A 24,721-nucleotide genomic window follows, 5' to 3' on the forward strand; every position below is an offset into this window, starting at 1 on the left:
TCAGAACGCGACCCCGCACCGCAGGAGCACGTTGGCGTACGGCCGCGCCTCGCCGGTCCGCACGACCAGCCGGCTGGAGCGGGACAGGCGCTTGAGCTCGCTGTGCGGGATGTAGGTCAGGCCGGGCAGCCGGGCTCCGAGCAGGGCGTCACACTCGGCGTTGGCCGTGCGGACCTCCCGCGCCGCGGTGGCGCCCTCGACGACGAGCTCGGCGAGGATTCCGTCCAGCACGTCGGCGAACGCCGGAATGCCCGGCAGGAAGGCGAGGTCGACGACCTCGACGCCGGAGGGCAGCGGCATCCCGCTGTCGCAGACGAGCAGCTCGTCGGTGTGGCCGAGGCGGGCGAGCCCGCCGGACAGGGCCGCGTTGAGGATTCCCGCGCGCTTCACAGGGCCTCCAGATCCTCCGGGTACGGATAGGAACTCTGCGCGCCGGGTCTGCGCACCGAGGCGGCGCCCACCCGGACCGCGAAGGCGGTGGCGGCGGCCAGGTCGTCGCCGCCGGCCAGGCGCCAGGCCAGCGCCCCGGTGAACGCGTCACCGGCGCCGGTGGTGTCGACGGCCTCCACCTGGGGACTCGGCACCTCCGTCACCCCGCCCGGCCCGGCGACGACCGCGCCCCCGGCCCCCAGTGTGAGGACCACCGAACGGGGGCCCAGCGCGAGCAGGGCCCGCGCCTGCCGGCCGGGGGCGCCGCGCCGCCCGAGCAGGAGCGCGGCCTCGTGTTCGTTGACGACGAGCGGGTCGCAGACCGCCAGCAGCTCGTCGGGGACCATGGCCGGAGGCGACAGGTTGAAGACCACCCGCGCCGCCGTCCGGGCGGCGGCCAGGACCGCGGCGAGAGGGCTCTCCAGTTGCAGGGAGACGACCCGCGCCGAGGCCAGCAGGCCGGCCGCCGCGGCGATGTCGTCCTCGCTCAGCCGCGCGTTGACCCCTGGTGACACGATGATGCTGTTGTCACCGTCCGCCCCCACCGTGATCAGGGCGACGCCGCTCGGCCCCGGGGTCTCGACGAGATGGTCCAGCCCCACGCCGTCACCGGCGAGCGCCTTGCGCAGGAACTCGCCGTTGCCGTCGGAGCCGATCCTGCCGAGCAGGGCCACGCGGGCGCCGAGCCGGGCCGCGGCGACGGCCTGGTTGGCGCCCTTCCCCCCGGGATAGGTGACCAGGTCGGAGCCGATCACGGTCTCGCCGGGCGCGGGACGGCGGTCGACGCGGACCACCAGGTCGGCGTTGACCGAGCCGACGACGACCAGCTCGTACGGGCTCGCCCCGGCCTCCCCGCCCTGCTCGTATGGCCCTACCCCGGCCTCCCCGCCGTGCCCGTGGGCGTTCTCGGGAGGGACGGGCTCGACGGCGCCGCCGTGGACGGTCATCACGAACCCGCGAACTCTGCGACGTTGTCCTTGTTCACGGCCTTGACCGGCACGGCCACCGTGGCCTCGATCTTCTCGCCCTTGGCCGCCTTGATCGCGCCCTGTACGGCCTGCTGGCCGAGGAGCTGCGGCTGCTGGGCGATGCTGGCGTTCAGCGTGCCGGCCTGGATGGCCGTGAGCCCGTCCGGGGTGCCGTCGAAGCCGACGATCTTGACTTCCTTGCCCGCCTTCGCGCCCAGCGCCTTGACGGCGCCGAGGGCCATCTCGTCGTTCTCGGCGAACACCCCGGTGATGCCGGGGTTGGACTGGACCAGGTTGGTCATGACGTCCAGGCCCTTGGTCCGGTCGAAGTCGGCGGGCTGCTGGGCGACCACCTGGATGTCCGGGTAGGCCTTGATGCCCTCGGTGAAGCCCTGGCCGCGGTCACGGGCGGCGGAGGTGCCGGGAACGCCCTGGAGGACGGCGACCTTGCCCTTCTCGCCCATCTGCTTGGCCAGCTCCTGAGCCGCCAGCTTGCCGCCGGCGACGTTGTCGGATGCCACGGTCTGGGCCACGGTGGCGCCGTTGACCACGCGGTCGACGGCGATCACCGGGATCTTCGAGCGCTCGGCGGCCTTCACCGCGGGCCCGGCGGCGTCGGAGTCGACCGGGTTGATGATGATCGCCTTCATGCTCTGGCTGGCGAAGTTCTGGATCTGGTTCACCTGCTGCGAGGCGTCGTTCTGGGCGTCGGTGACGGTCAGCGCGACGCCCTGCTTCTTGGCCTCGTCCTCGGCGCCCTTGCGGAGCTGGACGAAGTAGGGGTTGTTCAGGGTGGAGACCGACATGCCGAGCTTGATGTCTCCCGCGGCCGCTCCGGACCCTCCCGAGGAGGAACCCGAGCCGCAGGCCGTCAGGCCCAGGGCGAGCGCGGCGCCGGCCGCGATGACGGTGATGGTGCGTTTCATGGTTTTCCCTCGGTGGTTTCAGTTGGTTCCGCGACGGCGCAGGGTGTCGAGCAGGACCGCGAGCGCGATCACCACTCCGATCACGACCTGTTGCCAGAAGGCGGAGACGGACAGCAGGTTGAGGCCGTTGCGCAGCACCGCGAGGATGAGCGCGCCGACGAAGGTGCCGAAGGCCCGGCCCTTGCCGCCGGACAGGCTCGCCCCGCCGATGACGACGGCGGCGATGGCGTCCAGCTCGTAGCCGGCGGCCGCCTGGGGCTGGGCCGAGGCCAGCCGGCTGGCCAGGACGATGCCCGCGACCGCGGCGAAGAGCCCGGCCAGGGCGTAGGTGATGAGCTTCTGCCTGTTGACGTTGATGCCGGACAGCCGGGCGGCCTCCTCGTTGCCGCCGATGGCGTACATCGCGCGCCCGCTGTAGGTCCGGCTCAGGATCACGGCCGTGATCAGACCCATGATCAGCATGACGACGACCGGGACCGGCAGGTAGTCGCCGATGGTGTCGCCCAGGTGCGAGACCGCCTCCGGCATCGCGATCGGGCTGCCCTGCGAGATCACCAGGGCCAGGCCGCGGGCGATGCCGAGCATGGCCAGCGTGGCGATGAACGGCGGCAGCTTGCCGTAGGCGATCAGGGCGGCGTTGACCAGCCCGCACGCGAGGCCGACGGCGAGGGCGATCACGGTGGCCAGCGGCCACGGCAGGCCCGCGTCGGTCGCGGTCCAGGCCAGCACGATCGCCGACAGGGCCGCGACGGAGCCGACCGACAGGTCGATGCCGCCGGTGATGATGACGAAGGTGGCGCCGAAGGCGAGGATCGCGGTGACCGCCGCCTGCACGCCCACGTTGAGCAGGTTGGTCACCGTCAGGAAGTCGCCCGACAGCAGCGACAGCGCCACCGCGAGCACGACCAGCGCGACCAGCGCGCCGTTCTCGCCCAGCCAGACGGCGGCCGGCGGTTTCCGGCCGGGGGGCTTGCGCTGCAGCACGTTAGTGGACACGAGCATCCTCCACCTCGGTCACGGCCAGGGCCATCACCGAGTCCTGTGTAGCCTCACCGGCGGCGAGCTCCCCGACGAGCCTGCCGCGGGCCATCACCAGGACGCGGTCGCTCATGCCCAGGATCTCGGGGAGATCGCTGGAGATCATCAGCACCGCGTGCCCGGAGGCGGTGAGCGAATTGATCAGTTGATAGATCTCGACCTTGGCCCCCACGTCCACACCCCGCGTGGGCTCGTCGAGGATGAGCACGCTCGCCTTGGCGAGCAGCCACTTCCCGATGACGATCTTCTGCTGGTTGCCGCCCGACAGCGTGCGGACCTCCTGGCCGAGGCCGCTCATCCGCACACCGAGCTGCCGGGCCACCTCGGCGGCGGCCCTGCGCTGCCCCGGCCTGTCGACGAACCCGCCGCGGCTGGCCCGCCGCAGCGTGACCAGGCCGAGGTTCTCCCCCACGTCGGCGCCGAGCACCAGCCCCTGGCCCTTGCGGTCCTCGGGGACCAGGCCGAGGCCCGCCTCCATGGCGGCGTGCACGTCGCCGCGGGCCAGCGGGCTGCCGTTCACCAGGACCTCGCCGGAGTCGTAGGCGTCCGCGCCGAAGATCGACCGCGCGACCTCGGTGCGGCCCGCGCCGACCAGTCCGGCCAGGCCCACGACCTCTCCGGCGCGCACCTCGAAGGAGACGTCGGCGAACTCACCCTCCCTGCGGAGCCCTCGCACCTGCAGGAGAGTTCCGCCCGGCGCCGCCGGCTCCCGGGGGTACTGCTGGTCGATGGGGCGGCCGACCATGAGCCTGACCAGCTCGTCCTCGGGAGTGGTCGCCGGCACCTCGGCCACCGAGCTGCCGTCCCGCAGCACGGTGACGCGGTCGCCGATCTGCGGGATCTCCTCAAGGTGGTGGGTGATGAACACGATCGCCACCCCCTGGTCGCGCAACTGCCGGACGATGTCGAACAGCCGCTCGACCTCGGTCGTCGTGAGCACGGCGGTCGGCTCGTCCATGATGAGCACGCGGGCGTTCAGGCCCAGCGCCTTGGCGATCTCGACCATCTGCATGCGCGCGATGCCCAGCCGCGCCACCGGGGTGCGCGGGTCGACGTCGACGCCGACCCTCCGCAGCAGCTCCCCCGCCTGCTCGTGCATCCGCCGGGTGTCGACGAAGCCGAAGCGGCGGGGAGGGCGGCCCAGGGCGAGGTTCTCACCGACGGTGAGCTGGGGAACCAGGTTGAACTCCTGGTAGATGGTGGCGATGCCCAGTCTCTGCGCGTCGCTCGCGGTGCGGATCTCGACCGGCGCCCCGTCGACCAGGATCCGCCCTCCGTCGGGGTGGTAGGCCCCGGAGAGCATCTTGATCAGCGTGCTCTTGCCCGCGCCGTTCTCCCCGAGCAGGACGTGGACCTCGCCGGCCCGGAGGGTGAAGTCGACCCCGTCCAGCGCGACCACACCCGGGAACTCCTTGCGCAGGCCTTCGACCCGGAGGATCTCGTCGTTCAAGAGACGTCCCTTCCTTCCCCGCATGATTGGCGGACCACCAGTACGGCGGGCAGGGACACCGACTCGGCGGGCCGCCCGCCGAGGCGGTCGAGGATGACCCGCACACCCCGTTTGCCGAGCTCGGCGGCGGGCTGGCTGATCGCGGTTATCGCCGGATCGACGTGCGGAAACCACGGCACGTCGTCGAATGACGCCAGCGCCACGTCCCCGGGGATCCGCAGGCCGCGCGCCCGGATCTCGTCCAGCGCGCCCAGGGTCATCAGGTTGTCGCCCGCGAAGATCACCTGAGGCGGCTCCGGGAGGTCGAGGAGCCTGGCGGTGAGGGCGCGGCCGCTGCCGGACCGGAAGTCGCCCGCCTGGACGTACTCCGGGTGGACCTCCAGGCCGTGCTCGGCCATCGCGGCGAGGAAGGCGCCGGTCCGCTCCCGGCCCGTGGACAGCCGGGCGGGGCCCGAGATGAAGGCGATCCGCCGGTGCCCGAGCTGCCGCAGGTGGGCGACCAGCGCCCTGATCGCGTCGGTCCCGTCGGCCCGGACCGACGGCACGTGCACCCCGGGGAGCGTGCGGTCCAGGAAGACCAGCGGCCCGCCGGCCCGTGCGATCTCCTCGACCAGCGGCGTGACCTCGGCGGTGGGGCAGATCAACAGCCCGTCCACCCGCTGCTCCAGGAGGGTGCGCACGTAGTGGTCCTGTTCCTCGGCCCGCTCGTCGGCATTGCCGATGATCACGGTATAGCCGGCCGCCCGCGCCGTGTCCTCGACCGCTCTCGCCAACTCGGCAAAGAATGGGTTGGCGATGTCGCCGATGATCAGCCCGAGGGTCTTGGTCGCCTCGGTGCGCAGCGAACGCGCCACCGCGTTGGGGACGTAGCTGAGCTCTCTCATCGCGGCGTAGACCCGGGTCCGGGTCTCCTCCGTCACCGACGGGTTGTCGTTGAGGACCCGGGAGACCGTGGCGACGGAGACGCCCGCGTGCGCGGCCACGTCCTTGATGCGTGCCATCAGCCCTCCATGTAATCGATTACATCAGAGTATGTAATCGATTACATGGATGTAAACAGCACATTAAGTGACCTGCGTCACACTCATGGTGCTCACGCGGCCCCCACGCTTCCCAGCCGGGTCGGGGGACCCGGCGGCCGGATCCCGGACGCGGCGGGAACCCGGGGACGGGACGGCGGGGACACCCCGGTGCACACGCGGCGGCCGGCGGGCACGCGGGCAGGGAAAGCCGGTCGCGTCACCGGTAGGGTGCTGTGTGTGTCCGATGTCGTAACCGGCGAGGCCGTTGTCGTCGAAGTCCGGGTCGCCCAGCTGCCGAGCAGAGCGGCGGCGCTGCTCATCGACATCGCGGTCCAGCTCGTGACGCTGTTCGGGGCGTCCTTCGTGGTCGGTGCCCTGGCCTTCACCGCCGACGAGGCCCTGTTGACGATGATCTACATCGCGCTCACCGTGCTGGTGCTCGTCGGCTATCCAGTGATCTTCGAGACGCTCTCCCGCGGCCGCAGCCTGGGCAAGCTCGCCCTCGGGCTCCGGGTGGTCAGCGACGACGGCAGCCCCGAGCGGTTCCGGCAGGCCCTGTTCCGCGGGCTGGCCGGAATGCTGGAGTTCTGGACGCTCAGCGGCGCTCCCGCGCTGATCAGCTCGCTGATCTCGGAGAAGGGCAAACGGCTCGGCGACATCTTCGCGGGCACCATCGTGATCTCCGAGCGCGGCCCCCGGCGGTACGGCCCGCCGCTGGAGATGCCGCCGCAGCTCGCCGCGTGGGCCGCGACGCTGGAGCTGTCACGGCTGCCCGAGGGGATCGCCGCCACCGCGCGGCAGTACCTCACCCGCTGGCACGACCTGTCCCCCGCGGTCCAGCACGAGATGGGCGCGCGCATCGCCACCGAGATGTCGGCCTTCGTCTCACCGCCCCCGCCTCCCGGCGTGCCGCCGTTCGCCTACCTCACCGCCGTCCTGGCCGAGCGCCGCCGCCGTGACCACGCGCGGCTGGCGTTCCAGGCAGGCGCCTCCCAGCGGCCCGCCCCGACGACGCCGACGCCCTACCCGCCGCCCCACCGGCAGGCGCCGTACCCACCGCAGCAGGCGCCGCATCCCTACCAGCAGGCACAGGGCTCGCATCCGCCGCCGCCCCACCCGCGGGCGCCGTACCCGCCGCCCTCCCACCCGGTCCCGGCTCCGATGGCCGCACCGCCCGCGTCCCAGCCGCCGGCCACGGCCCCCGGCCCCACCTCCGGCGGCTTCGTCCCGCCCGCCTGAACCCGCCCGAGCCCGTACGGACGACCGGCCGGATCTGGGCATGCGTGCCGTGGAGCCATCCGGCCGGACCTGAGCACGCCGTACGGCCGTGGGCGGCGGCGGGAGGATGCCGCCCACAGCCGGAGAATCAGTGGTTGCGCCCCTGGTGGTAGGAGGCCTGGGTCTGCACGTTCAGCCGGTCCAGGCGGACGCCCCCGGCCGGGTCGGTGCGCCGGTCGTTGATCCTGACCACGTCGAGTCCGTGGTGGAAGTCGCTGCCGTAGATGTGGCCGTTGTAGTAGTAGGCCGACCAGATGCCGCCGCCCCCGCCGTTGGGCTCCGGGCCTCGCTCGAAGAAGCCGATCTCCCGCGGGTGTGCGGAGTCGGTGAAGTCCAGGATCGAGATGCCGCCCTGGTACCAGGCCTGGACCATGATGTCCTTGCCCTTGACCGGGATCAGTGAGCCGTTGTGCGCGACGCAGTTCTCGGTGTCGGCCTGGTGGCGCGAGATCTTGAAGTAGCTCCGGAACACGAGCCGGCCGCCCCTGATGTCGTAGACGGCGTCGGCGCCGCGGTTCGGGCCGGTGGCCTCGTTGCAGGTGGCCGCGCCGCCACCGCCGAGCTCGTCGGTGAAGACGACCTTGGTGCCGGCGTTGTTGAACGTCGCCGAGTGCCAGAACGCGAAGTTCGGGTCCGTGACACGGGCCGTGATCACCGGGTTCTCCCGGTCGGAGATGTCGAACAGCACGCCGTCGCCCATGCAGGCGCCCGCGGCGACGTCCTTCTCCGCGTAGACGGTGATGTCGTGGCAGCCGCTGGTCGGCAGCAGCAGGCCCGGCTGGGTCTCGTTGCCGCCGTCGGGGAAGACGACCGGGGTGCTGACGACCGCGGCGTCCGCCGGGGAACGCAGCGGCACCTTGATGACCGAGATCTTGTCGTGCGGCGGCCGGCAGTCGGGGAAGCTCGCCGAGGGGTTGTAGGAGGAGGCGTACAGGTAGACGTTGCGCCGGTCGCGGCCCTTGCCCGGCACGAGGGTCAGGGTGTGCGAGCCGCAGTCGGTCTCGACCGCCTTGACGTACTTAGGGCTCTTCTTGTCGCTGATATCGAAGATCCGGACGCCCTCCCACGACTCCTTGACCGACGCGACCTGCCCGACACTGCTGCAGGAGTCGTTGTTGCGGGAGGAGTCGACCGCGGTGAACAGCAGATTCCCGTAGACCGACACGTCCATCTGGGAGCCGGGGCAGACGACGCTGCTGACGACCTTGGTCCGGTCCGGGCGGCTGATGTCGTAAATGGAGAAACCGCCGTAGTTGCCGACATAGGCGTAGTCGCCCTGGAAGGCGATGTCGGTGTTGATGGTGTTCTCCAGCCCGGCGGGCTTGGGGACGTTGGCCACGTGCGACACGTTCGGGCTGGTGGCGACCTCACCGGACGGTGGGATGCCGGCGGCCTGGGCAGGCATCGCCGACATGAGCATCGCGGCGGTCACCGCGATCGACGGCCAGCCGATCCTGTGGAGAGTGAGCACCCGGTAACCTCCGTTGCGAGGGAGACATGAAGTGCAGACAAACGTGGAAATTGTCCGTCTCAACCGGAAAATAAACTAGATGTCAGCCAGTAAGGATAATCATCTAGTTTTATGTGTTCCCTCCGACAAAAGGACTATCCGGACCCTCCACGGGCGGCGAGGACCGGGATCCCCGCCGCCCAGAGATGATCAGTCGTCGTCGTGGTCGCCGTGACCGCCATGGCCGTGCTCGGCGTAGGAGGCCTGGGTCTGCGCGTTCAGGATGTCGGCCTTGACCCCCTTGGCCTTGTTGGTGCGCGGGTCATTGATCTTCAGGACGTCGAGGCCCAGGTTGAAGTCGCTGCCGTAGATGTAGCCGTTGTAGTAGTAGGCGGACCAGAATCCACCGCTCAGCGCGGGGGCGGTGCTGTCGGGGCCGCGCTCGAAGAAGGCGATCTCCTGCGGGTTGGCGGAGTCGGTGAAGTCCACGACCGAGATGCCGCCCTGGTACCAGGCCTGGACCATGATGTCCTTGCCCTTGACCGGGATCAGCGAGCCGTTGTGCGCGACGCAGTTCTCGGTGTCGGCCTGGTGCCTCGGGATCTTGAAGTACCCCTTGAAGGCGAGCCCGCCGCCCGCGATGTCGTAGTAGGCGTTGGCGCCGCGGTTCGGGCCGATCGCCGCGTTGCAGGTGGCCGCGCCGCCGCCGCCGAGCTCGTCGGTGAAGACGACCTTGGTGCCGGCGTTGTTGAACGTCGCCGAGTGCCAGAACGCGAAGTTCTCGTCGTCCCGGGCCGTCGCGGTGACCTTGGGGTTCACCGGGTCGGAGATGTCCATCAGGATGCCCTCGCCCATGCAGGCTCCGGCGGCGATGTTCTTCTCCGGGAAGACGGTGATGTCGTGGCAGCCGGTGGTCGCCGACGTGCGGTAGGGGTACTGCTGGGTCGGCTCGCCGGGGTTGCCGCCGTCCGGGAACAGGTTCGGGGTGCCGACGACGGAGGCGCCCGCCGGGTTGCCCAGCGGCACCTTGACGATCGAGATCAGGTCGTGCGGCGGCTGGCAGTCGGGGAAGCTCGCCGAGGGGCTGTAGGAGGAGATGTAGAGATAGACGTTGCGCCGGTCGCGGCCCTTGCCCGGCACGAGGGTCAGGGTGTGCGAGCCGCAGTTGGTCTCGACCGCCTTGACGTACTTCGGATTCTTCTTGTCGCTGATATCGAAGATCCGGACGCCCTCCCACGACTCCTTGACCGACGCGCTCTGCGAGGTGCTGCTGCAGGAGTCGTTGTTGCGGGAGGAGTCGACGGCGCCGAAGAGCAGGTTCCCGTAGACGGCCACGTCCATCTGCCCGCCGGGGCAGATCACCGAGCTGACCAGCGAGGTCTTCTTCGGCTTGCGGATGTCGTAGATGGAGAAACCGGTGTAGTTGCCGACGTAGGCGTAGTCGCCCTGGAAGGCCATGTCGGTATGGATGTCAGTGAGCGCGGCCGGCTTGGGAACGTTGGTCACGTGCTCGATGTTCGGGCTCATGACGATCTCGCCGGGTGCCGGAATGTCAGCGGCCTGGGCGGGCACCGTGGACAGCGCCATCACCGCCGCGACACCGGCTACTACCAGGAACCGGCCGGACAGGCCCTTCCTGAAGGGGGTGAACACTCGCGAACCTCCTTGCCATATGCGCCATAAAGGGCGCATAAATGACTAGATCGTCCGCCTTGAGTGATAGATCGGGCAAGGTGTCACTGTGTCAGCAAGTTTTTCCGATTTGTTGTCTTTACTCACCTACCCGGCCGAGGTTAGGGTTTTCCGTCACAGCAGCTTCACGAAGGAGGCCGGGTGCGCGTCGCGCTCATTGCCGTGGTCGCCGCCCTCTCCCTCAGCGCGTGCAGCGCCGATCCGGGGCCGCCTCCCGTCCAGGCGAAAGCCGAGTCGACCGCCCCGATCATCGCGCCCGGCAGGCCGGGTGAGCCCGCCAGGACGATCGGCCCGGACGAGGCCCGCACGGCCGTGCCCGCGCCCACCGCCAACGCGGCGGACGTGAAATACGTTCAGGACATGGTCACCCATCACCGGCAGGCCGTCGACATGGCGGTCCTGGCTCCGTCCCGGGCCGACTCGGCCACGCTCAAGGGCCTGGCCTCGCGCATCAAGGACGCCCAGGGGCCGGAGATCCAGTACATGACGACCTGGCTGCAGCAGCAGGGCATGAAGGTGCCCGACCACCACGCCTCCCACACCGGCATGCCGGGCATGGCCACACCCGAGCAGATGCGGGCCCTCAAGGCCGCCTCGGGCAAGGACTTCGACCGGCTCTTCCTCACCCTGATGACCGCCCACCACCAGGGCGCCATCACGATGTCCGAGCAGGTCCTGGTCGGCGGCTCGCACATCAAGATCGAGGAGCTGGCGAACGACGTCGCCGCCACCCAGAGCGCCGAGATCCGCAGGATGCGGGAGATGCAGGCCGGGCTATGAGCCGAGCCGCCAGGAGTGGAGATACTTCTCCTGCTCGGCGGTCAGGGTGTCCACCTCGATCCCGGCGGCGGCCAGCTTGAGCCGCGCCACCTCGACGTCGACCTCCTGCGGCACGTCGTAGACGCCGGGCGCCAGCCCCGCCCTCTCGCGGGCCAGCCACGCGACGGCGAGCGCCTGCGCGGAGAAGGACATGTCCATGACGGCGGCCGGATGCCCCTCGGCCGCCGTCAGGTTCACCAGACGCCCCTCGGCGAGCAGCAGGAGCCGCCGGCCGTCGGCGAGGACGTACTCGTCGGTGTTGGGGCGCACCCCGCGATGGACGGCCTGCGCCAGCTCGTCCAGGGCCCGGACGTCGATCTCGACGTCGAAATGGCCGGCGTTGGCCAGGATCGCGCCGTCCTTCATCGCCGCCAGGTGCTCGCCCCTGATCACGTCGCGGTTGCCGGTGACCGTGATGAACACGTCCCCCGCCCGGGCGGCGCCCGTCATCGGCTGCACGTCGTAACCATGCAGTGAGGCGTCCAGGGCCTTGACCGGGTCGATCTCGGTGATCACCACCCGGGCGCCCAGGCCCCTGGCCCGCTCGGCGACGCCCCGGCCGCAGTAGCCGAACCCGGCGACCACCACGGTCTTGCCCGCCAGCAGGGTGTTGGTGGCGCGCATGATGCCGTCGATGGTGGACTGGCCGGTGCCGTACCGGTTGTCGAACATCCGCTTGGTCCGGGTGTCGTTGACCGCCACGACCGGGAACCTCAGCGCCCGCTCGGCCGCCATCTGCCGGAGCCGGATGATCCCGGTCGTGGTCTCCTCGCAGCCCCCGGAGACCCTCTCCAGCAGCTCGGTCCGCTCGGTGTGCAGGATGTTGACCAGGTCGCAGCCGTCGTCGAGGACGACGTCCGGGGAGATGTCGAGCGCCTGGTGGATGTGCCGGTAGTAGGTCTCCCTGTCGACCCCGGCCCTCGCGTGCACGCCGACGCCGTACTCACCCAGCGCGGCGGCGACGTCGTCCTGCGTGGACAGCGGGTTCGAGGCGGCCAGTGCGATCTCGGCCCCGCCCGCCTTCAGCGTGCCCATGAGCACCGCGGTCTCGGCGGTCACGTGCAGGCAGGCGGCGATCCGCAGCCCGTCGAGAGGCCGCTCGGCCGCGAACCGCTCTCCGATCGCGGTGAGCACGGGCATCGACCGCGCCGCCCACCCGATCCGCCGCTCGCCCGCGGCCACCAGTGCGCTGTCCACGTCTCTCCCCGGATTGCCCGAAGGCCCCCGCAGCTCTGCGGGGGCCCGGTTGGAACGGTCGATCAGTAGCGGTAGTGGTCGGCCTTGTAGGGGCCCTCGATGTCCACGCCGATGTACTCCGCCTGCGCCTTGGTGAGCTTGGTGAGCTTCACGCCGAGGGCGTCGAGGTGGAGACGGGCGACCTTCTCGTCCAGGTGCTTGGGCAGCACGTAGACGCCGATCGGGTACTGCTCGGTCTTGGTGAACAGCTCGATCTGGGCGATCACCTGGTTGGTGAAGGAGTTGGACATGACGAACGAGGGGTGACCGGTGGCGCAGCCCAGGTTCATCAGGCGGCCCTCGGCGAGCACCAGGATCTGGCGGCCGTCGGCGAAGGTCCAGGTGTGGACCTGCGGCTTGATCTCGGTCTTGACGATGCCCGGGATCTTGGCCAGGCCGGCCATGTCGATCTCGTTGTCGAAGTGGCCGATGTTGGACACGATGGCGTTGTGCTTCATCTTCGCCATGTGGTCGGCGGTGATGATGTCGAAGTTGCCGGTCGTGGTGACGAAGATGTCGGCGATGCCGACGACCTCGTCCAGCGTGGTGACCTGGAAGCCGTCCATGGCCGCCTGGAGCGCGCAGATCGGGTCGATCTCGGTGACGATGACACGGGCGCCCTGGCCCCGCAGCGCGTCGGCACAGCCCTTGCCGACGTCGCCGTAACCGGCCACGACGGCGACCTTGCCGCCGATCAGCACGTCGGTGGCGCGGTTGAGGCCGTCGATGACCGAGTGGCGGCAGCCGTACTTGTTGTCGAACTTCGACTTGGTCACCGAGTCGTTGACGTTGATCGCCGGGAAGAGCAGCGTGCCGGCCTTGAACATCTCGTAGAGGCGGTGGACGCCGGTGGTGGTCTCCTCGGTGACGCCCTTGATGCGCGAGGCGACCTCGGTCCACTTCTTCTCGGGGGTGACCGTACGGCGGAGCAGATCAAGGATGATCTTCCACTCCTCCGCGTCGTCCTCGCCCGCGCTGGGGACGGCGCCGGCCTTCTCGTACTCGGCGCCCTTGTGGACGAGCAGGGTGGCGTCGCCGCCGTCGTCGAGGATCATGTTGGGGCCGTCACCGCCGGGCCATACCAGCGCCTGCTCGGTGCACCACCAGTACTCCTCCAGGGTCTCGCCCTTCCAGGCGAAGACCGGCACGCCCTGCGGGTCGTCGACGGTGCCGTTCGGGCCGACGACGACGGCGGCGGCCGCGTGGTCCTGGGTGGAGAAGATGTTGCAGCTCACCCAGCGGACCTCGGCGCCGAGCGCGACCAGCGTCTCGATGAGCACGGCGGTCTGGATGGTCATGTGCAGCGAGCCCATGATCTTCGCACCGGCCAGCGGCTGGGACTCGGCGTACTCCTTGCGGATGGCCATCAGGCCCGGCATCTCGTGCTCGGCGAGCTGGATCTCCTTGCGGCCGAAGGCCGCAAGGGAAAGGTCGGCGACCTTGAAGTCCATGTGTTACCCCTCTGGTTGATGGTCGCGCTCGCCGCGTGCCCTCGCTGGTCTCGCGACCCCGCTTCGCTCTCGGGCCCGGCTCGGCGCTCCACCGGAAAAGTCGACGATGTGAGTTTAGGCGGCCGGGATGACTCCGCGCACCTTCCAGAGCGCTAATCTGACACAAGAATGTAAGACTCTGCGGAAAGGCGTGAGAATGCGGATCACCGAGGCCGCCAGACGGCTGGGAATGTCACCCCGCATGCTCCGCTACCGCGAGGCACTCGGCCTGCTCCCGCCGGTCCGCAGCCACGGGGCGCACCGGCGCTTCGGCCCCGAGGAGCTGTCGGCCGTGGCGCAGGGCGTGGAGCTGGAGAAGCGGTTCGACATCTCCCCCGCCGAGCTGGCCTTCGCGCTGCGGGTGCTGAGCGAGCCCGCGGTGGCGCAGGCCGTACGCGATCTGGGGCTGCGGATCGGCCGCCTGCAGGCCCCGCGCCGGGCGCTGGACTTCGAGAAGGAGAAGGCGCTGCGCCTGCTCCAAGGTCGCTCCTAGGAGTGACGACACAAGATTCCCAGGTCACGACAATTCTCCCCATGGATGTCACCACCAAGCTGAGCCACGCCGAGAAGCGGGTGACCGCCTTCGATCTCAGGCGCGTCCTCGAATCGCCGCTCACCGACCTCGCCCTCGCCGCGGCGCTCGCGATCCTCGCGCTCATGGAGGCCGCGGTCCCGACCAGGCACGGGAGCCCTCTCGTCTTACTGGCCGCACTGCTGGCCACCGCGCCACAGGCGGTCCGCCGCTCCCAGCCGTGGCTGGCCGTCGCCCTGACCTTCCTGGGGGCGGTCGGTCTGCTCACGGTCGGTGTGAACCGGCTGCCCGTCGCGGTCGGCGTCTCGGGCGTGCTCTCCTTCTACACGATCCTGCGCCGGCTCGGCCGCAGAGCGGCATGGTCCCTGACGGCGGGTGTCGGTGTGCTCCTCACCGTCGGGTTCATCGCCCAAGGGCCGTACTGGCTCTACCGCGGCGGGATCATCATCCTGATCACCGCGCTGGGCGTGGTCGCGGTCACGGCGCTCCTGGCGGACGTACGGCGCAGCCGCAGCGAGATCAAGGAAGTGCGCGCCGACAACCTGGAGACCCTCAGGGAGCAGGCCGCGATGGCCGAGCGGGCCAGGATCGCGCGGGAGATGCACGACATCGTGGCCCACTCGGTCTCGATGATCGCCGTGCAGGCCGAGACCGCGCCCTACACGCTCGGCGACCTCGACGACCGGGTGAAACAGGAGTTCGCGGAGATCGCGACCAGCGCGCGCACCACGCTCACCGAGATGCGCCGCCTGCTCGGCGTGCTCCGCGCCGACATCACCACCGCTCCGGAGACCGCGCCGCAACCGGGGCTGGCGCTGCTTCCCGAGCTGGTGGAGCGGCACGAGGGCGTGGTCGACCTGGACATCGTCGGCGAGCCGGTCCCGGTGCCGCAGGCCGTGGACGTCTCGGCCTACCGGATCGTCCAGGAGGCGCTGACCAACGCCCGCGTCCACGCGCCGGGCGCCCGCGTCTCGATCGAGCTGACCTACCGCCCGTCCCTGCTGGTGCTGCGGATCACCGACGACGGCCCCGGCCCGTCCGGCGACACCTCCAACGGGCACGGCCTGGTCGGCATGCGCGAGCGCGCCCTGGCCCTGGGCGGCTGGTTCCAGGCCGCCCCCGGCCCGGCCGGAGGCTTCCTCATCCATGCGGGCCTCCCGCTGGAATGACCGCCTCCGACCATCACCGGACCTTCCCGGACACGCCGCCCCAGGACGACCGGCCCGGTGCGACGCCCCAGGGCCGCCGACCGGCTCCGATGCTCCCCGGAGCGCATGCCGGGGCCGGGGAGACGCCGTCCCCGGGCGACCGGCCCGATCCCGGCCGCGCGACGCCGCCGCACGGCCGCACCCGGGTGCTCATCGCCGACGACCAGCCGGTCGTGCTGCGGGGTTTCGCGGCGGTGCTCAGGGCGCAGCCCGACCTCACCGTCGTGGGTACGGCCTCCGACGGCGCGCAGGCCGTACGGCTGGCCCGGGAGACCCACCCGGACGTCGCCCTGCTGGACATCCGGATGCCGGAGATGGACGGGATCGAGGCGGCCCGGCGGATCCTGGCGACCGAGGCCACCAGGGTCATCATGATCACCACGTTCGACCTGGACGACTACGTGTACGACGCGCTCTCCGCGGGGGCGAGCGGGTTCCTGCTCAAGGACGTCCGGGCGAACGACCTGGCCGAGGCGGTGCGGACGGTGGCACGCGGCGACGCGCTGCTCGCCCCGAAGATCACCAGGCGGCTGGTCGCCGAGTTCGCCCGGCAGCGGCGGCCCGTGCCGGCGGGCAGCCCGCTGACCCCGCGGGAGGCGGAGGTGCTGCGCCTGATCGCCCGGGGGCTGTCCAACGCCGAGATCGCGGCCGATCTCGTGGTCACCGAGCACACCGTCAAAACCCACGTGGCACGGCTGCTCGCCAAGCTCGGCCTGCGCGACCGCACCCAGGCCGTCATCCACGCCTACGAGACGGGCCTCGTCGTCCCGCACATCTGACGCTCTCCCGGCCGTCGAAGAACCGGCATCCCATCCGAAACCGGGTTACGGGGCTTGAGCACGCAGGTGAGCGGCTCCGAAGTACGGTATCGCTGAGGGCTGCGCCCGGTGGGCCGCTTCCACCCACCCGTGGGGCAGGCGCTTCGGCTGAGCGACTGTCGCCCGCCCCACCCCTGACCGGGTCCGCGACAGCCAGGAGACCCCTCGCGGAACGAGCCGAGGACATCCACGACCCGAGCGAGCGGACATCACCCAGGCACGACAGCCCTTCGGTCCTCTTTCTCTTGTCCTGGATGTCCTATGGCTGCGCGTGTCAGGCGAGGACACCGCTGCGGGCGGCAAGGCCACGCAGCTCGGGTGTGGTGCGGCCGGACACCAGTAGGCCGGAGACGAGGGACTTCACCGCCGGACGCGCATGCGTTTCCTCAGGGGCATGATGCTCGGCGGTCAGGAGTGCGCGCACGCATTCGTCGCGACGGCCCAACTGCCCGAAGGCGGTGGCGACGTCCGTGTAGTAGCGGGAGCGGCGCTCCACGCTGGGCAGGCTCTGTGGTGCGATCGCGTGGGCGGTGCTCAAGGCCGCGGCGGGATCTCCGGCGGAGTTTTCCGCCGAGATGAGATGCAGCTGAACGGTGACCGGGCTGAAACCGCCGCCATGGTCACGCAGCAAGGTGGTGCCACCAAGGTCGGTGGCAATGGCGGCCGCCTCGGCGGTGAGCTGCCGCATTCCCTTACGGTCACCGCCGCGGGCCACGGTGTAGGCCGCCGATTGGATCAGCAGGCCGCGCTCGGCGGCACCGGCCTGTCCAGCACCGCGTAGAGCGGGGTCGTCGGCGGCGGCCAGCGCGATCGACATCGCCTGGTCATTCCACCCGGCCTTGCGAGCCAGGACGGCGAGCTGCCGCGCGGCCTCTGCCACCGTGAGCACGTTGCCTCCGGCTTCGGCCAGCTGCCGCGCGCGGTCGGCCGCCATCCAGCCGAGCTGCTGCTCGTCCATCTTGACGAGCATTCGGGTCGCCAGCACGTAGCTTTGCGCGAGGAGCGCGTAGTGACCCGTCGCGCCGTCACTGATACTGACCGCGTGTCCTGCGCGGATCAGCCGAGGCAGGCGCACGGCGAGGCTGCCGTAGCGGCAGCCATGGAAATCGGCGAGCGCGCGCGAGAGTTCCGCGGGTAGTTGCTCAGGCGGCGGCTGATCTCCTGGGGTGCTGCCCAAACCGAGCATCGCGTCCCGGAGGCCGGCGACGAGCACCTCACCGAGCAAAGCCTCGTCGGCCTGCGCGGTGCCGCCTCCAAGAAGTCGAGAGCCGGCGGCTGCGGCAGCCGTGACCACCAGGTTCGCCAGCACATCCCTTCGCCGCACCGGATCTTCACCGTCCTCCCGCTGGGTCCTTCCCACCCTATGAGCGGGCAGGCGGAGATATGCGGTAGTTGGTACGGTCGCTTGACCGTGTCGGACCTTCGGCTGAGGTGGGGCAAGGCCGAACGCCTGATGCGGGATGCCGAGCACTTCGGCGAAGATCCGCAGCACGGCGACGTCAGTCATCGGTGAGATGCCCCGCTCGTAGCGGGAGACCTGGGCCGCGGAGTATCCGGTCCGCTTGCCGAGCTCGGCCAACGTCAGCCGGTGTGCCTGCCGCACCTGACGGACGAGCTGCCCGGGAGTAACGATTGCCTCGGGGTTGCTCGTGCTCTGCCGATCGCATCCATACCCTGTCCCTGCTGGTTGCTGAGACTGCACTCCCTCACCGTAGCCATATCGTGACACTCTGTGTAGGGCTTTTGCATCAGACGCAAACCTTTTGCATCCCCAGGCAGCGCGCTCCCACAGCCGGGCCGGATGCGATGACCTAGGAGCGAGCAGCCCGCACCTGGCCGCCATCCATCCGGTCCCGCTCCCAGGAGATCCTGATGCAGCTGATTCCCGGCCCGTTCACAACCGCACCCGCAGACATCCGGCTCGCCCCCGACTACTACTTCCAGCCCGACGACCTCGGTCCCTACATCATGAGGCTGCTGAAAAGCTGCCCGACGGTCTTCGACATCAAATCCACCATGGCCGCAGACCTCGACCACCTCGCCGCCGCGGGCCTTTACGCTGAACCCCGCGGCGTCGTAGAAGATGGCGCTCTTCTCCAAGGTGAGGTCATCGTTCAGGCCGGCGCCCGCATAGAGGCGGGTGCCCAGGTCGTCGGTCCGGCGCTGATCTGCACCGGCGCGATCGTGTCCGCCGGTGCTCTGATCCGCGACCACACCGTGATCGGACCCGGCTGCCGGATCGGGTTCGGCGCGGAGATCACCCGCAGCCTGCTGATCGGGCATGTCTTCATGAAGCATCCCTGCTTCATCGGCGACTCAGTGATCGGGCGGCGCGTCAACGTCGGATCCTTCTGCTCCACTACCGGGCTGCGATGCGACCGCGGGCCGGTCGCCGAACCAGCGATCGAGGAGATCACCGTCACCCTTGGCGGGCAGCGCATCACTACCGGGCAGACGAAGTTCGGCGCCGTCATCGGCGACAAGGTGGCACTGCCGGCCGGGACCGTGCTGTCGCCGGGCACGCTGATCGGCCCCGGCACGGTGATCTACCCGCGCGACCACATCGGTGGCTTCCTGCCCGCCGGCTCCCGGGTGCGGTGACGGCCATGACCATCACCCCTACCGCGGCGGCTCTGGAGTCCACTGCCGTTACGGTCACCGGCGGCAGGCCGCTGAGCGGCCGCATCCCGGTGCAGGGCAGCAAGAACATCGCCCTGCACCTGTACGCCGCTGCCCTCGTGGCGGATGGCCCGGTCGTCCTTGCCTCAGTCCCGGACATCCTCGACACCGGAGTATGCGCGCAGATCCTGGCTCACACCGGCGCCCATGTCGTGGTCGATGACGGCCGATTCTCCGTGATCCCGGCCCCGGCCATGGCTATCTGCCCGATCATCCATCCGGAGCTCGGCCGCCGGGTGCGGACAACCGTCGTCCTGGCCGCCGCGGTGCTGGCCCGCACCAGCCAGGTCACCTTTCCCTACCCCGGCGGGGATGCCTTCTGCCCCCGCCTGATCGACCGGCACCTCGCGGCGATGCAGGCGGCCGGAGCCGAGGTCATCGCCGACGCCACCGGCATTCGTGCGCAGTGTGGACCGCGGGGTGTGCGGGCGTTCACCGCCGACATGGCCACCCCGTATGGGCCGAGTCTGGGGGCGACGGTGACCGCCATGCTGCTGGCCGCCCGCGCCCCGGGCGCCAGTCTGATCACGCATCCGTCAATGGAGCCGGAGGTCACCGAGACCGCTCGCTTTCTAGCCGAGTGCGGCGTCGAAATCCACTTCGACGATCACGGGCTGCACGTCAGCGGGAGCGACCACCTCGCTGGCGGCGACTTCACGGTGGTAGGGGACCGGATCGAAGCAGCCACCATGATCATGGCCGCCGCCTCCACCGGCGGCAGCATCCACCTCGATGGGATCACCGCCTGTGCCTTCCCTGACGGCCTCACCGCGGCTCTGGAAGCGGCGGGCATCAACCTCTTCGAGGATGCCGGCGTCGGCGTGTGCGCGCAGCTGAACGGCGCCCTGCAGGGCATTGACGCGGCCACCGGTCCGCACCCGGCGCTGCCCACCGATACCGCGCCGCAGCTGGCGGCGATGCTCACCCAGGCCTGCGGATCCTCGCTGATCGCTGAGCGTGTGTACCCACGCCGTGACACCCATGTCGAGGGACTGCGGGCCTTCGGCGCCGACATTTCCTCCACCGACGCGGCCGTCGGCCTGCGCGGGCCCACCCGGCTGCGCGCCGCCACGGTGGCAGCCGCTGATATTCGCGCGGTGACCGCTTTGCTGATCGCCGCTCTGGCCGCCGAGGGCACCTCTACGATCCCGGGGATTTACCACCTCCAGCGCGGCTACGGGCGTCTGATCGCCAACCTCGCCACGCTGGGAGCCGACATCACCACCACCTCGGAGGCCTCCTGATGCCCGCCCTACCGTTCACCGCCGATGACATCGACCGGCTTCAGGAGACCCTCGCCGAGGTGGTCGCCGGCGGCGCCACCCCCGGCGGCGTAATCGTCTGCGGCACCACCGACGGGCAACAGCAGGTCCTGGTCGCGGGCGCTGTCGCGTCCGAGCTCGGCGAGCTCGCCCCCACCGAGCACACCATCTACGACCTCGCTTCGCTGACCAAGGTCGTCGCTACCTGGCCACTCATCGGCCAGGCACTTGACGCCGAGCTGGTCGATCTCGACGCACCCGTGCGTGATGTCCTGCCCGCCATGACCGGCGAGACACCCAGCGGCCAGGCGACCCTTCGCCAGCTCCTTGCACATACCTCCGGGCTGCGCGCCTCCACCCGCCTGGATCATTACCGCGGTGCATCCGCGGCGCTGGCTGACCTGCTGTGCCGTGAACCGCTGGCGGACGCGCCCGGTCGGCACCGCTACATCAATCGCGGCTATATCCTCCTCGGCCTGGCCCTGGCGCACGTCAACGGCGCCTCCCTGGACGACCTCGCCAGCCAGCTGTGGCGGCGCATCGGGATGATCTCCACCGTCTACGGACCTGTTGCCCGCGGCCACCACGTCGCGCCGACCGAACAGCGCATTCCCGGCGCCCCGCGGATCTGGGGCTCCGTTCACGATGAGAACGCCGCACTCCTGGGCGGCGTAGCCGGGCACGCCGGCGTCTTTTCCACGCCTCGTGACCTCGCCACCTACGCCACCTGGCTGCTCGACGCCTACACCCACGGTGACAGCCTGGGAGAGTGGCTGCGGGCAAGCCTCGTCCCGCACGCCGTGATCGAGCCGGGCCTGGACCGCGGCCTGTCGTGGATCCTCGCCGCTGACGGACACGTCGCCTACCACCACGGTTTCACCGGCACCAGCCTTTACCTGGCCCCCGATGCTGGCCGCTACCTGGTGATCTGCACCAACGCTGTCTATTACGGTGCTGCTCGCACCCGGATCGCCCCTTTGCGCACCCTCGCACTCAAGACGATCTCCGCCTGGTCGTTGGAGGCACTTGATGAGTGACCTGCTGGCCGACCACACCACACTGCGCTTCGGCGGCCCCGCTGACCGGCTGCTCACCCACACCGCCCCCGCCGCCTGGCCCGACCTCACCCGCCTCACCGTCTACGATTGGACCCGCCAGCAGCTCGCCACATTCCACCCCGAAACATGCGGCTTCGGCTACCGCACCAGCATCTTCACGACCCATCCGGGCCGGTGGACGATCCTTGAGGTCGCCCTACGCCTCATCCGCAGTACCTACGCCGCCCCGCTCACCTACCGGTATCTCGCCCAGGCACTCGACATCCCCCTCGGCACCCGGCCCCCGCTCGCCGAGGCGGCACAGGGCGTCCTGACCGACCGCCGCCGACGCGGCCTGGCCCTGCCGGAGAACGGCTCGGACGCCCGCCAGGCGGGATCGGTCTTTCTCAACCCGTCCATCACCACGGCCCAAGCCGCTGTGGTCCGCGCGGCGGGCGGCATGATCTACCACGACAACCACAGCATTCTGCGAACCAGCGCCGGATGGCTACTCCAACTGCTCGGATACCACCCCGGCCATCAGCTCGCACCAGGCATATCCTGCTCAACCCGCCGGACCCTCACCCTCACCGCCCACGACGACGCCACCGCGGCTTCCTTCAACACGGTCATGCGGAAGCTGACTCGTGACGTCTTCGAAACGACCGGCATTCGGCTGTACCCGGAGCCCGTACGGCCTGTCGCAAAAGGCACGCCCGATGAGGTGCGGGTGAGCAGGAACCAAGCAACCGCGTGCCGTAAAGGCCCCGATGGGCTGCACTTCCCTCATTAAGCCCACCCGGCTGTCATTGCGATCCGGGCGTGCGGCAGCCGGGTGCAAACGAGTGGCCCGCTGAGTTCAGAGGGACGGGCGGGCCATCTTTCACCTCCGGCAGTGAGGCGCCCCCGTGCTCCTGCCGGACATCGGCCCCCGCTTACTTCCCCGTGAGGCGGGGGCCACCCTCTCTTGTGGACCCGGTCAAGGGCAGGCCGGGGCGGGCATCAGTCGCTCCACCGAAGTGCCCCCTTCACGGGCGGGCCGGAGGCGGCCCACCCGGCGCAGCTCACCCCTCAACCGTTCCGCGCCCCGGAACCACTCATCCAGAGCGCGAAGGAGCCACGGTCCGCAGGGGTCAGACGGAGCCGTTGACCTTGGACCTGTCGAGGTCCGGCTCAAGGTAGATGACGCGGGCCTCCGGCACGGCGGCGCGGACGCGCTGCTCGGCCTCGTCGATCCCGCGGGCCACCTCGGAGGCGGTGTCGTCGTGATCCACCGCGATCTTGGCGGCGACCAGGATCTCCTCCGGCCCCAGGTGGAGGGTGCGCATGTGGATGACCCGGTCGACCTCCGGCGTGCTCTCCAGGGCGCCGCGGATCCGCTTCTCGACCTCCGGGCCCGCGCCCTCGCCGATCAGCAGCGACTTGGTCTCGATCGCGAGGATCACCGCGATGATCGCGAGCAGGACGCCGATCGCCATCGTGCCGACGCCGTCCCAGACGCCGTCGCCGGTGACCACGGCCATCGTCACACCGGCCAGCGCCAGGACCAGGCCGACCAGCGCGCCCAGGTCCTCCAGCACGATGACCGGCAGCTCCGGCGACTTGGACCTGCGGATGAACTGCACCCAGGACTGCGTGCCCCGGACGTGGTTCGATTCCTTGATCGCGGTGCGGAAGGAGAACGACTCGGCGATGATCGCGAAGATCAGCACGCCGAAGGCCACAATGGGCGTCTCCACCGGATGCGGATCACTGATCTTGTGCCAGCCCTCGTAGAGGGAGAACAGCGCACCGATCGTGAAAAGCACCACCGCCACGACGAAGGCGTAGAAATAGCGCTCCCGGCCGTAGCCGAAGGGGTGCTCCGCCGTCCGTGCCCGCGCCGCCCGTTTCCCTCCCACCAGCAGCAACACCTGGTTGCCCGAGTCGGCGAGGGAGTGAATCGACTCGGCGAGCATCGATGAGGAAGTCGTGACCAGGAAGGCCACGAACTTGGCCACCGCGATCGCGAGATTGGCGGCAAGTGCCGCGATGATCGCCTTAGTACCGCCGCCCGCGCTCACGGCAGCCTCCGCTCATTGATTCCGTAAAAGACGAGACGAAATCCTATGGGGAAATCCTCGCCTTAAGCTCTGTGATGGCCGACACCGGGGTCGGATCGACCCCGTACCCCAGGGCGAGGTACGTACTCGCGTAGTCTCCCAATTCCACCAACGTCGCGAGCCGCTCCAGCGGGTGGAGCCCCTCGGCCACGATCTGGGTGACCGGGACGCCCCTGTCCTCGGCCATCCGCACCGACACCTCGCGCCGCCGCGCCACCTGCGGATGCTCCTCCGCGTCGCGCAGCACGAACAGCCGCAACGACCGCCCGCTCTCGTCGGCGAAGATGTCCCGGGTGGCCAGCGGGCCGTCGAAGGCCACCACCTGGTTGTGGTTGACCTCGGGGATCTCGCCCCAGACTGCCGGATACTTGCCGTTCTCGTTGAGCTGGCAGGCCCACCGGTAGGCGGCGACCGCGGCCAGCGGGGAGGATCCCCAGATCATCGGCACCGTCTCGGCCATCTCCATGGCCAGCGACTTGCCCGGGTTGATGAACGACTCGCTCGCCGGACGGCACCGGTGGGCGATGTCCTCCAGCCGCTTGGCCGTGCTCTCGAACGCCTCGTCGTCGGCCTGGACCAGGCCGAGTCGGGCGGCGATGACGACCAGCGGGATCGACAGCGCCCAGACGGCGGCACGCGGCTGCCCCTCGGTGACGACGGGCACGAACGGCGCGCCCGCCTGCCTGGCGATCGCCTGCAGCGGCGAGTCGGGGGCGCCCAGGGCGAGCAGGCGGCACCCCCGGCGGACGGCCTCCATCGCCACCGCGAGCGTCTCCTCGGTCCTGCCCGAGCACGACACCGCGATCACCATGTCGGTCGCGCCGACCCAGCCGGGCAGGCGGTAGGACCGCACGGTCACGATCGGCAGCGGGGCGCCGTGTCCGCACACCGCGTTGAGGATGTCACCGGCGATGCCCGAACCGCCCATGCCCGCGACCACGATGGTCCTGGGCCGTCCCTCCCTGTCCAGCGACGAGAGGTCGGCCTCGCGTGCCGCCCGGTGGGAGGTGCGGACCTGCGCGGCCGAGGCCGCCACCGCGCGCAGCATTCCCGACGGGTCGCCGTCGGTCAGCTGCTTCTGATCGTCGAGCCGATCAGGCTCCCAGCTCACGACTTCCGCGCCTCGTCAACCAGCAGCACCGGGATGTCGTCCCGGACCGGATAGACCAGGCCGCAGGAGGCGGAGGTGCAGGACAGCTCGTCCACCTCGGGCTCGGCGCGCAGCGGGGACTTGCAGTTGGGACAGGCCAGGATCTCCAGCAGCCAGTCGTCGATCTTCACTCGT

Annotated in this window: 23 protein-coding genes; 9 read left to right on the plus strand and 14 right to left on the minus strand. The window is 70.1% G+C overall.

Features of this window, described 5'->3' with window-relative positions:
• From rbsD to BM085_RS00390, 6 genes are read right to left on the minus strand one after another with little or no spacing between them, the layout of a single operon-like run.
• Positions 1-390 (minus strand): D-ribose pyranase, encoded by a 390-nt coding sequence (rbsD, locus tag BM085_RS00370; RefSeq protein ID WP_093885057.1) that lies wholly within the window; start codon positions 388-390, stop codon positions 1-3.
• Positions 387-1,376 (minus strand): ribokinase, encoded by a 990-nt coding sequence (locus BM085_RS00375; RefSeq protein WP_218158567.1) that lies wholly within the window; start codon positions 1,374-1,376, stop codon positions 387-389. Before BM085_RS00375 ends, rbsD begins: the two co-directional genes overlap by 4 nt.
• On the minus strand, positions 1,376-2,323 hold the full coding sequence (locus BM085_RS47145; RefSeq protein WP_342742834.1) for a substrate-binding domain-containing protein: 948 nt from the start codon (positions 2,321-2,323) through the stop codon (positions 1,376-1,378). The genes BM085_RS00375 and BM085_RS47145 overlap by 1 nt, the downstream gene beginning before the upstream one ends.
• 18 nt (positions 2,324-2,341) lie before the next feature.
• Entirely contained in the window at positions 2,342-3,325 is a 984-nt protein-coding gene (locus BM085_RS47150; RefSeq protein WP_342742835.1) for an ABC transporter permease, read from the minus strand.
• Positions 3,309-4,835 carry a sugar ABC transporter ATP-binding protein gene (locus BM085_RS00385; RefSeq protein WP_093885058.1) on the minus strand — a complete coding sequence of 509 codons (1,527 nt, stop codon included), beginning with the start codon at positions 4,833-4,835 and terminating at the stop codon, positions 3,309-3,311. Before BM085_RS00385 ends, BM085_RS47150 begins: the two co-directional genes overlap by 17 nt.
• Positions 4,808-5,812 (minus strand): LacI family DNA-binding transcriptional regulator, encoded by a 1,005-nt coding sequence (locus tag BM085_RS00390; protein WP_093885059.1) that lies wholly within the window; start codon positions 5,810-5,812, stop codon positions 4,808-4,810. Before BM085_RS00390 ends, BM085_RS00385 begins: the two co-directional genes overlap by 28 nt.
• Positions 5,813-6,070: 258 nt before the next feature.
• Between BM085_RS00390 and BM085_RS46670 the strand changes: the two genes are divergently transcribed.
• Positions 6,071-7,072: an RDD family protein gene (locus BM085_RS46670; RefSeq protein WP_093885060.1), complete on the plus strand. Its 1,002-nt coding sequence runs from the start codon at positions 6,071-6,073 to the stop codon at positions 7,070-7,072.
• Positions 7,073-7,199: 127 nt separating this feature from the next.
• Here BM085_RS46670 and BM085_RS00400 read toward each other — a convergent pair whose 3' ends face one another.
• Both BM085_RS00400 and BM085_RS00405 read right to left on the minus strand, forming a co-directional pair.
• Positions 7,200-8,582 (minus strand): LVIVD repeat-containing protein, encoded by a 1,383-nt coding sequence (locus BM085_RS00400; protein WP_093885061.1) that lies wholly within the window; start codon positions 8,580-8,582, stop codon positions 7,200-7,202.
• A 189-nt stretch (positions 8,583-8,771) separates the two neighbouring features.
• Positions 8,772-10,214 carry an LVIVD repeat-containing protein gene (locus tag BM085_RS00405; RefSeq protein ID WP_093885062.1) on the minus strand — a complete coding sequence of 481 codons (1,443 nt, stop codon included), beginning with the start codon at positions 10,212-10,214 and terminating at the stop codon, positions 8,772-8,774.
• Between the two features lie 180 nt (positions 10,215-10,394).
• Here BM085_RS00405 and BM085_RS00410 point away from each other — a divergent pair, with 180 nt between their 5' ends.
• Positions 10,395-11,033, plus strand: a complete 639-nt coding sequence (locus BM085_RS00410; RefSeq protein ID WP_093885063.1) for a DUF305 domain-containing protein — start codon at positions 10,395-10,397, stop codon at positions 11,031-11,033.
• Here the strand turns inward: BM085_RS00410 and BM085_RS00415 are convergent.
• Both BM085_RS00415 and ahcY read right to left on the minus strand, forming a co-directional pair.
• Positions 11,028-12,269 carry an adenosylhomocysteinase gene (locus tag BM085_RS00415; protein WP_093885064.1) on the minus strand — a complete coding sequence of 414 codons (1,242 nt, stop codon included), beginning with the start codon at positions 12,267-12,269 and terminating at the stop codon, positions 11,028-11,030. The genes BM085_RS00410 and BM085_RS00415 overlap by 6 nt on opposite strands.
• A 62-nt stretch (positions 12,270-12,331) precedes the next feature.
• On the minus strand, positions 12,332-13,759 hold the full coding sequence (ahcY, locus tag BM085_RS00420) for an adenosylhomocysteinase (RefSeq protein ID WP_093885065.1): 1,428 nt from the start codon (positions 13,757-13,759) through the stop codon (positions 12,332-12,334).
• A 196-nt stretch (positions 13,760-13,955) separates the two neighbouring features.
• On the opposite strand from ahcY, the gene BM085_RS00425 reads away from it, so the two are divergent.
• From BM085_RS00425 to BM085_RS00435, 3 genes are read left to right on the plus strand one after another with little or no spacing between them, the layout of a single operon-like run.
• On the plus strand, positions 13,956-14,291 hold the full coding sequence (locus BM085_RS00425) for a MerR family DNA-binding transcriptional regulator (protein ID WP_031162553.1): 336 nt from the start codon (positions 13,956-13,958) through the stop codon (positions 14,289-14,291).
• Positions 14,292-14,332: 41 nt separating this feature from the next.
• Positions 14,333-15,499, plus strand: a complete 1,167-nt coding sequence (locus BM085_RS42565; protein ID WP_143120748.1) for a sensor histidine kinase — start codon at positions 14,333-14,335, stop codon at positions 15,497-15,499.
• Positions 15,496-16,317 (plus strand): response regulator, encoded by an 822-nt coding sequence (locus BM085_RS00435; protein WP_342742836.1) that lies wholly within the window; start codon positions 15,496-15,498, stop codon positions 16,315-16,317. Before BM085_RS42565 ends, BM085_RS00435 begins: the two co-directional genes overlap by 4 nt.
• 313 nt (positions 16,318-16,630) lie before the next feature.
• On the opposite strand, the gene BM085_RS00440 is transcribed toward BM085_RS00435, so the two are convergent.
• Complete coding sequence (locus tag BM085_RS00440) at positions 16,631-18,199, minus strand: helix-turn-helix domain-containing protein (RefSeq protein WP_093885066.1); 1,569 nt, start codon at positions 18,197-18,199, stop codon at positions 16,631-16,633.
• Positions 18,200-18,228: 29 nt separating this feature from the next.
• Here BM085_RS00440 and BM085_RS42570 point away from each other — a divergent pair, with 29 nt between their 5' ends.
• From BM085_RS42570 to BM085_RS00455, 4 genes are read left to right on the plus strand one after another with little or no spacing between them, the layout of a single operon-like run.
• On the plus strand, positions 18,229-18,957 hold the full coding sequence (locus BM085_RS42570) for an LbetaH domain-containing protein (RefSeq protein ID WP_143120749.1): 729 nt from the start codon (positions 18,229-18,231) through the stop codon (positions 18,955-18,957).
• A 5-nt stretch (positions 18,958-18,962) separates the two neighbouring features.
• Positions 18,963-20,279 carry a UDP-N-acetylglucosamine 1-carboxyvinyltransferase gene (locus BM085_RS00445; protein ID WP_143120750.1) on the plus strand — a complete coding sequence of 439 codons (1,317 nt, stop codon included), beginning with the start codon at positions 18,963-18,965 and terminating at the stop codon, positions 20,277-20,279.
• Positions 20,279-21,334 (plus strand): serine hydrolase domain-containing protein, encoded by a 1,056-nt coding sequence (locus BM085_RS00450; protein ID WP_093885068.1) that lies wholly within the window; start codon positions 20,279-20,281, stop codon positions 21,332-21,334. Before BM085_RS00445 ends, BM085_RS00450 begins: the two co-directional genes overlap by 1 nt.
• The gene (locus tag BM085_RS00455) at positions 21,327-22,127 is read left to right on the plus strand and encodes a UDP-N-acetylmuramate dehydrogenase (RefSeq protein ID WP_093885069.1); all 801 of its coding nucleotides are present in this window, start codon (positions 21,327-21,329) and stop codon (positions 22,125-22,127) included. The genes BM085_RS00450 and BM085_RS00455 overlap by 8 nt, the downstream gene beginning before the upstream one ends.
• Before the next feature lie 340 nt (positions 22,128-22,467).
• On the opposite strand, the gene BM085_RS00460 is transcribed toward BM085_RS00455, so the two are convergent.
• From BM085_RS00460 to BM085_RS00470, 3 genes are read right to left on the minus strand one after another with little or no spacing between them, the layout of a single operon-like run.
• Positions 22,468-23,397, minus strand: coding sequence for a cation diffusion facilitator family transporter (locus BM085_RS00460; RefSeq protein WP_093885070.1), 930 nt, complete (start codon positions 23,395-23,397; stop codon positions 22,468-22,470).
• 43 nt (positions 23,398-23,440) lie between these two features.
• On the minus strand, positions 23,441-24,547 hold the full coding sequence (locus BM085_RS00465) for a bifunctional phosphoglucose/phosphomannose isomerase (RefSeq protein ID WP_093885071.1): 1,107 nt from the start codon (positions 24,545-24,547) through the stop codon (positions 23,441-23,443).
• Complete coding sequence (locus tag BM085_RS00470; protein WP_012888128.1) at positions 24,544-24,717, minus strand: Trm112 family protein; 174 nt, start codon at positions 24,715-24,717, stop codon at positions 24,544-24,546. The genes BM085_RS00465 and BM085_RS00470 overlap by 4 nt, the downstream gene beginning before the upstream one ends.
• Between the last annotated feature and the right edge of the window lie 4 nt (positions 24,718-24,721).

It is taken from the genome of Streptosporangium canum (assembly GCF_900113865.1).
GTDB lineage: Bacteria > Actinomycetota > Actinomycetes > Streptosporangiales > Streptosporangiaceae > Streptosporangium > Streptosporangium canum.

Excerpts from the sequence above, each read along its gene's own strand:
- BM085_RS00375 (WP_218158567.1), bottom strand. The coding sequence starts at position 1,376 with ATGACCGTCCACGGCGGCGCCGTCGAGCCCGTCCCTCCCGAGAACGCC.
- BM085_RS47145 (WP_342742834.1), bottom strand. The coding sequence starts at position 2,323 with ATGAAACGCACCATCACCGTCATCGCGGCCGGCGCCGCGCTCGCCCTG.
- BM085_RS47150 (WP_342742835.1), bottom strand. The coding sequence starts at position 3,325 with ATGCTCGTGTCCACTAACGTGCTGCAGCGCAAGCCCCCCGGCCGGAAA.
- BM085_RS00385 (WP_093885058.1), bottom strand. The coding sequence starts at position 4,835 with ATGCGGGGAAGGAAGGGACGTCTCTTGAACGACGAGATCCTCCGGGTC.
- BM085_RS00390 (WP_093885059.1), bottom strand. The coding sequence starts at position 5,812 with ATGGCACGCATCAAGGACGTGGCCGCGCACGCGGGCGTCTCCGTCGCC.
- ahcY (WP_093885065.1), bottom strand. The coding sequence starts at position 13,759 with ATGGACTTCAAGGTCGCCGACCTTTCCCTTGCGGCCTTCGGCCGCAAG.
- BM085_RS00425 (WP_031162553.1), top strand. The coding sequence starts at position 13,956 with ATGCGGATCACCGAGGCCGCCAGACGGCTGGGAATGTCACCCCGCATG.
- BM085_RS42565 (WP_143120748.1), top strand. The coding sequence starts at position 14,333 with ATGGATGTCACCACCAAGCTGAGCCACGCCGAGAAGCGGGTGACCGCC.
- BM085_RS00435 (WP_342742836.1), top strand. The coding sequence starts at position 15,496 with ATGACCGCCTCCGACCATCACCGGACCTTCCCGGACACGCCGCCCCAG.
- BM085_RS00440 (WP_093885066.1), bottom strand. The coding sequence starts at position 18,199 with ATGGCGGCCAGGTGCGGGCTGCTCGCTCCTAGGTCATCGCATCCGGCC.
- BM085_RS42570 (WP_143120749.1), top strand. The coding sequence starts at position 18,229 with ATGCAGCTGATTCCCGGCCCGTTCACAACCGCACCCGCAGACATCCGG.
- BM085_RS00445 (WP_143120750.1), top strand. The coding sequence starts at position 18,963 with ATGACCATCACCCCTACCGCGGCGGCTCTGGAGTCCACTGCCGTTACG.
- BM085_RS00450 (WP_093885068.1), top strand. The coding sequence starts at position 20,279 with ATGCCCGCCCTACCGTTCACCGCCGATGACATCGACCGGCTTCAGGAG.
- BM085_RS00455 (WP_093885069.1), top strand. The coding sequence starts at position 21,327 with ATGAGTGACCTGCTGGCCGACCACACCACACTGCGCTTCGGCGGCCCC.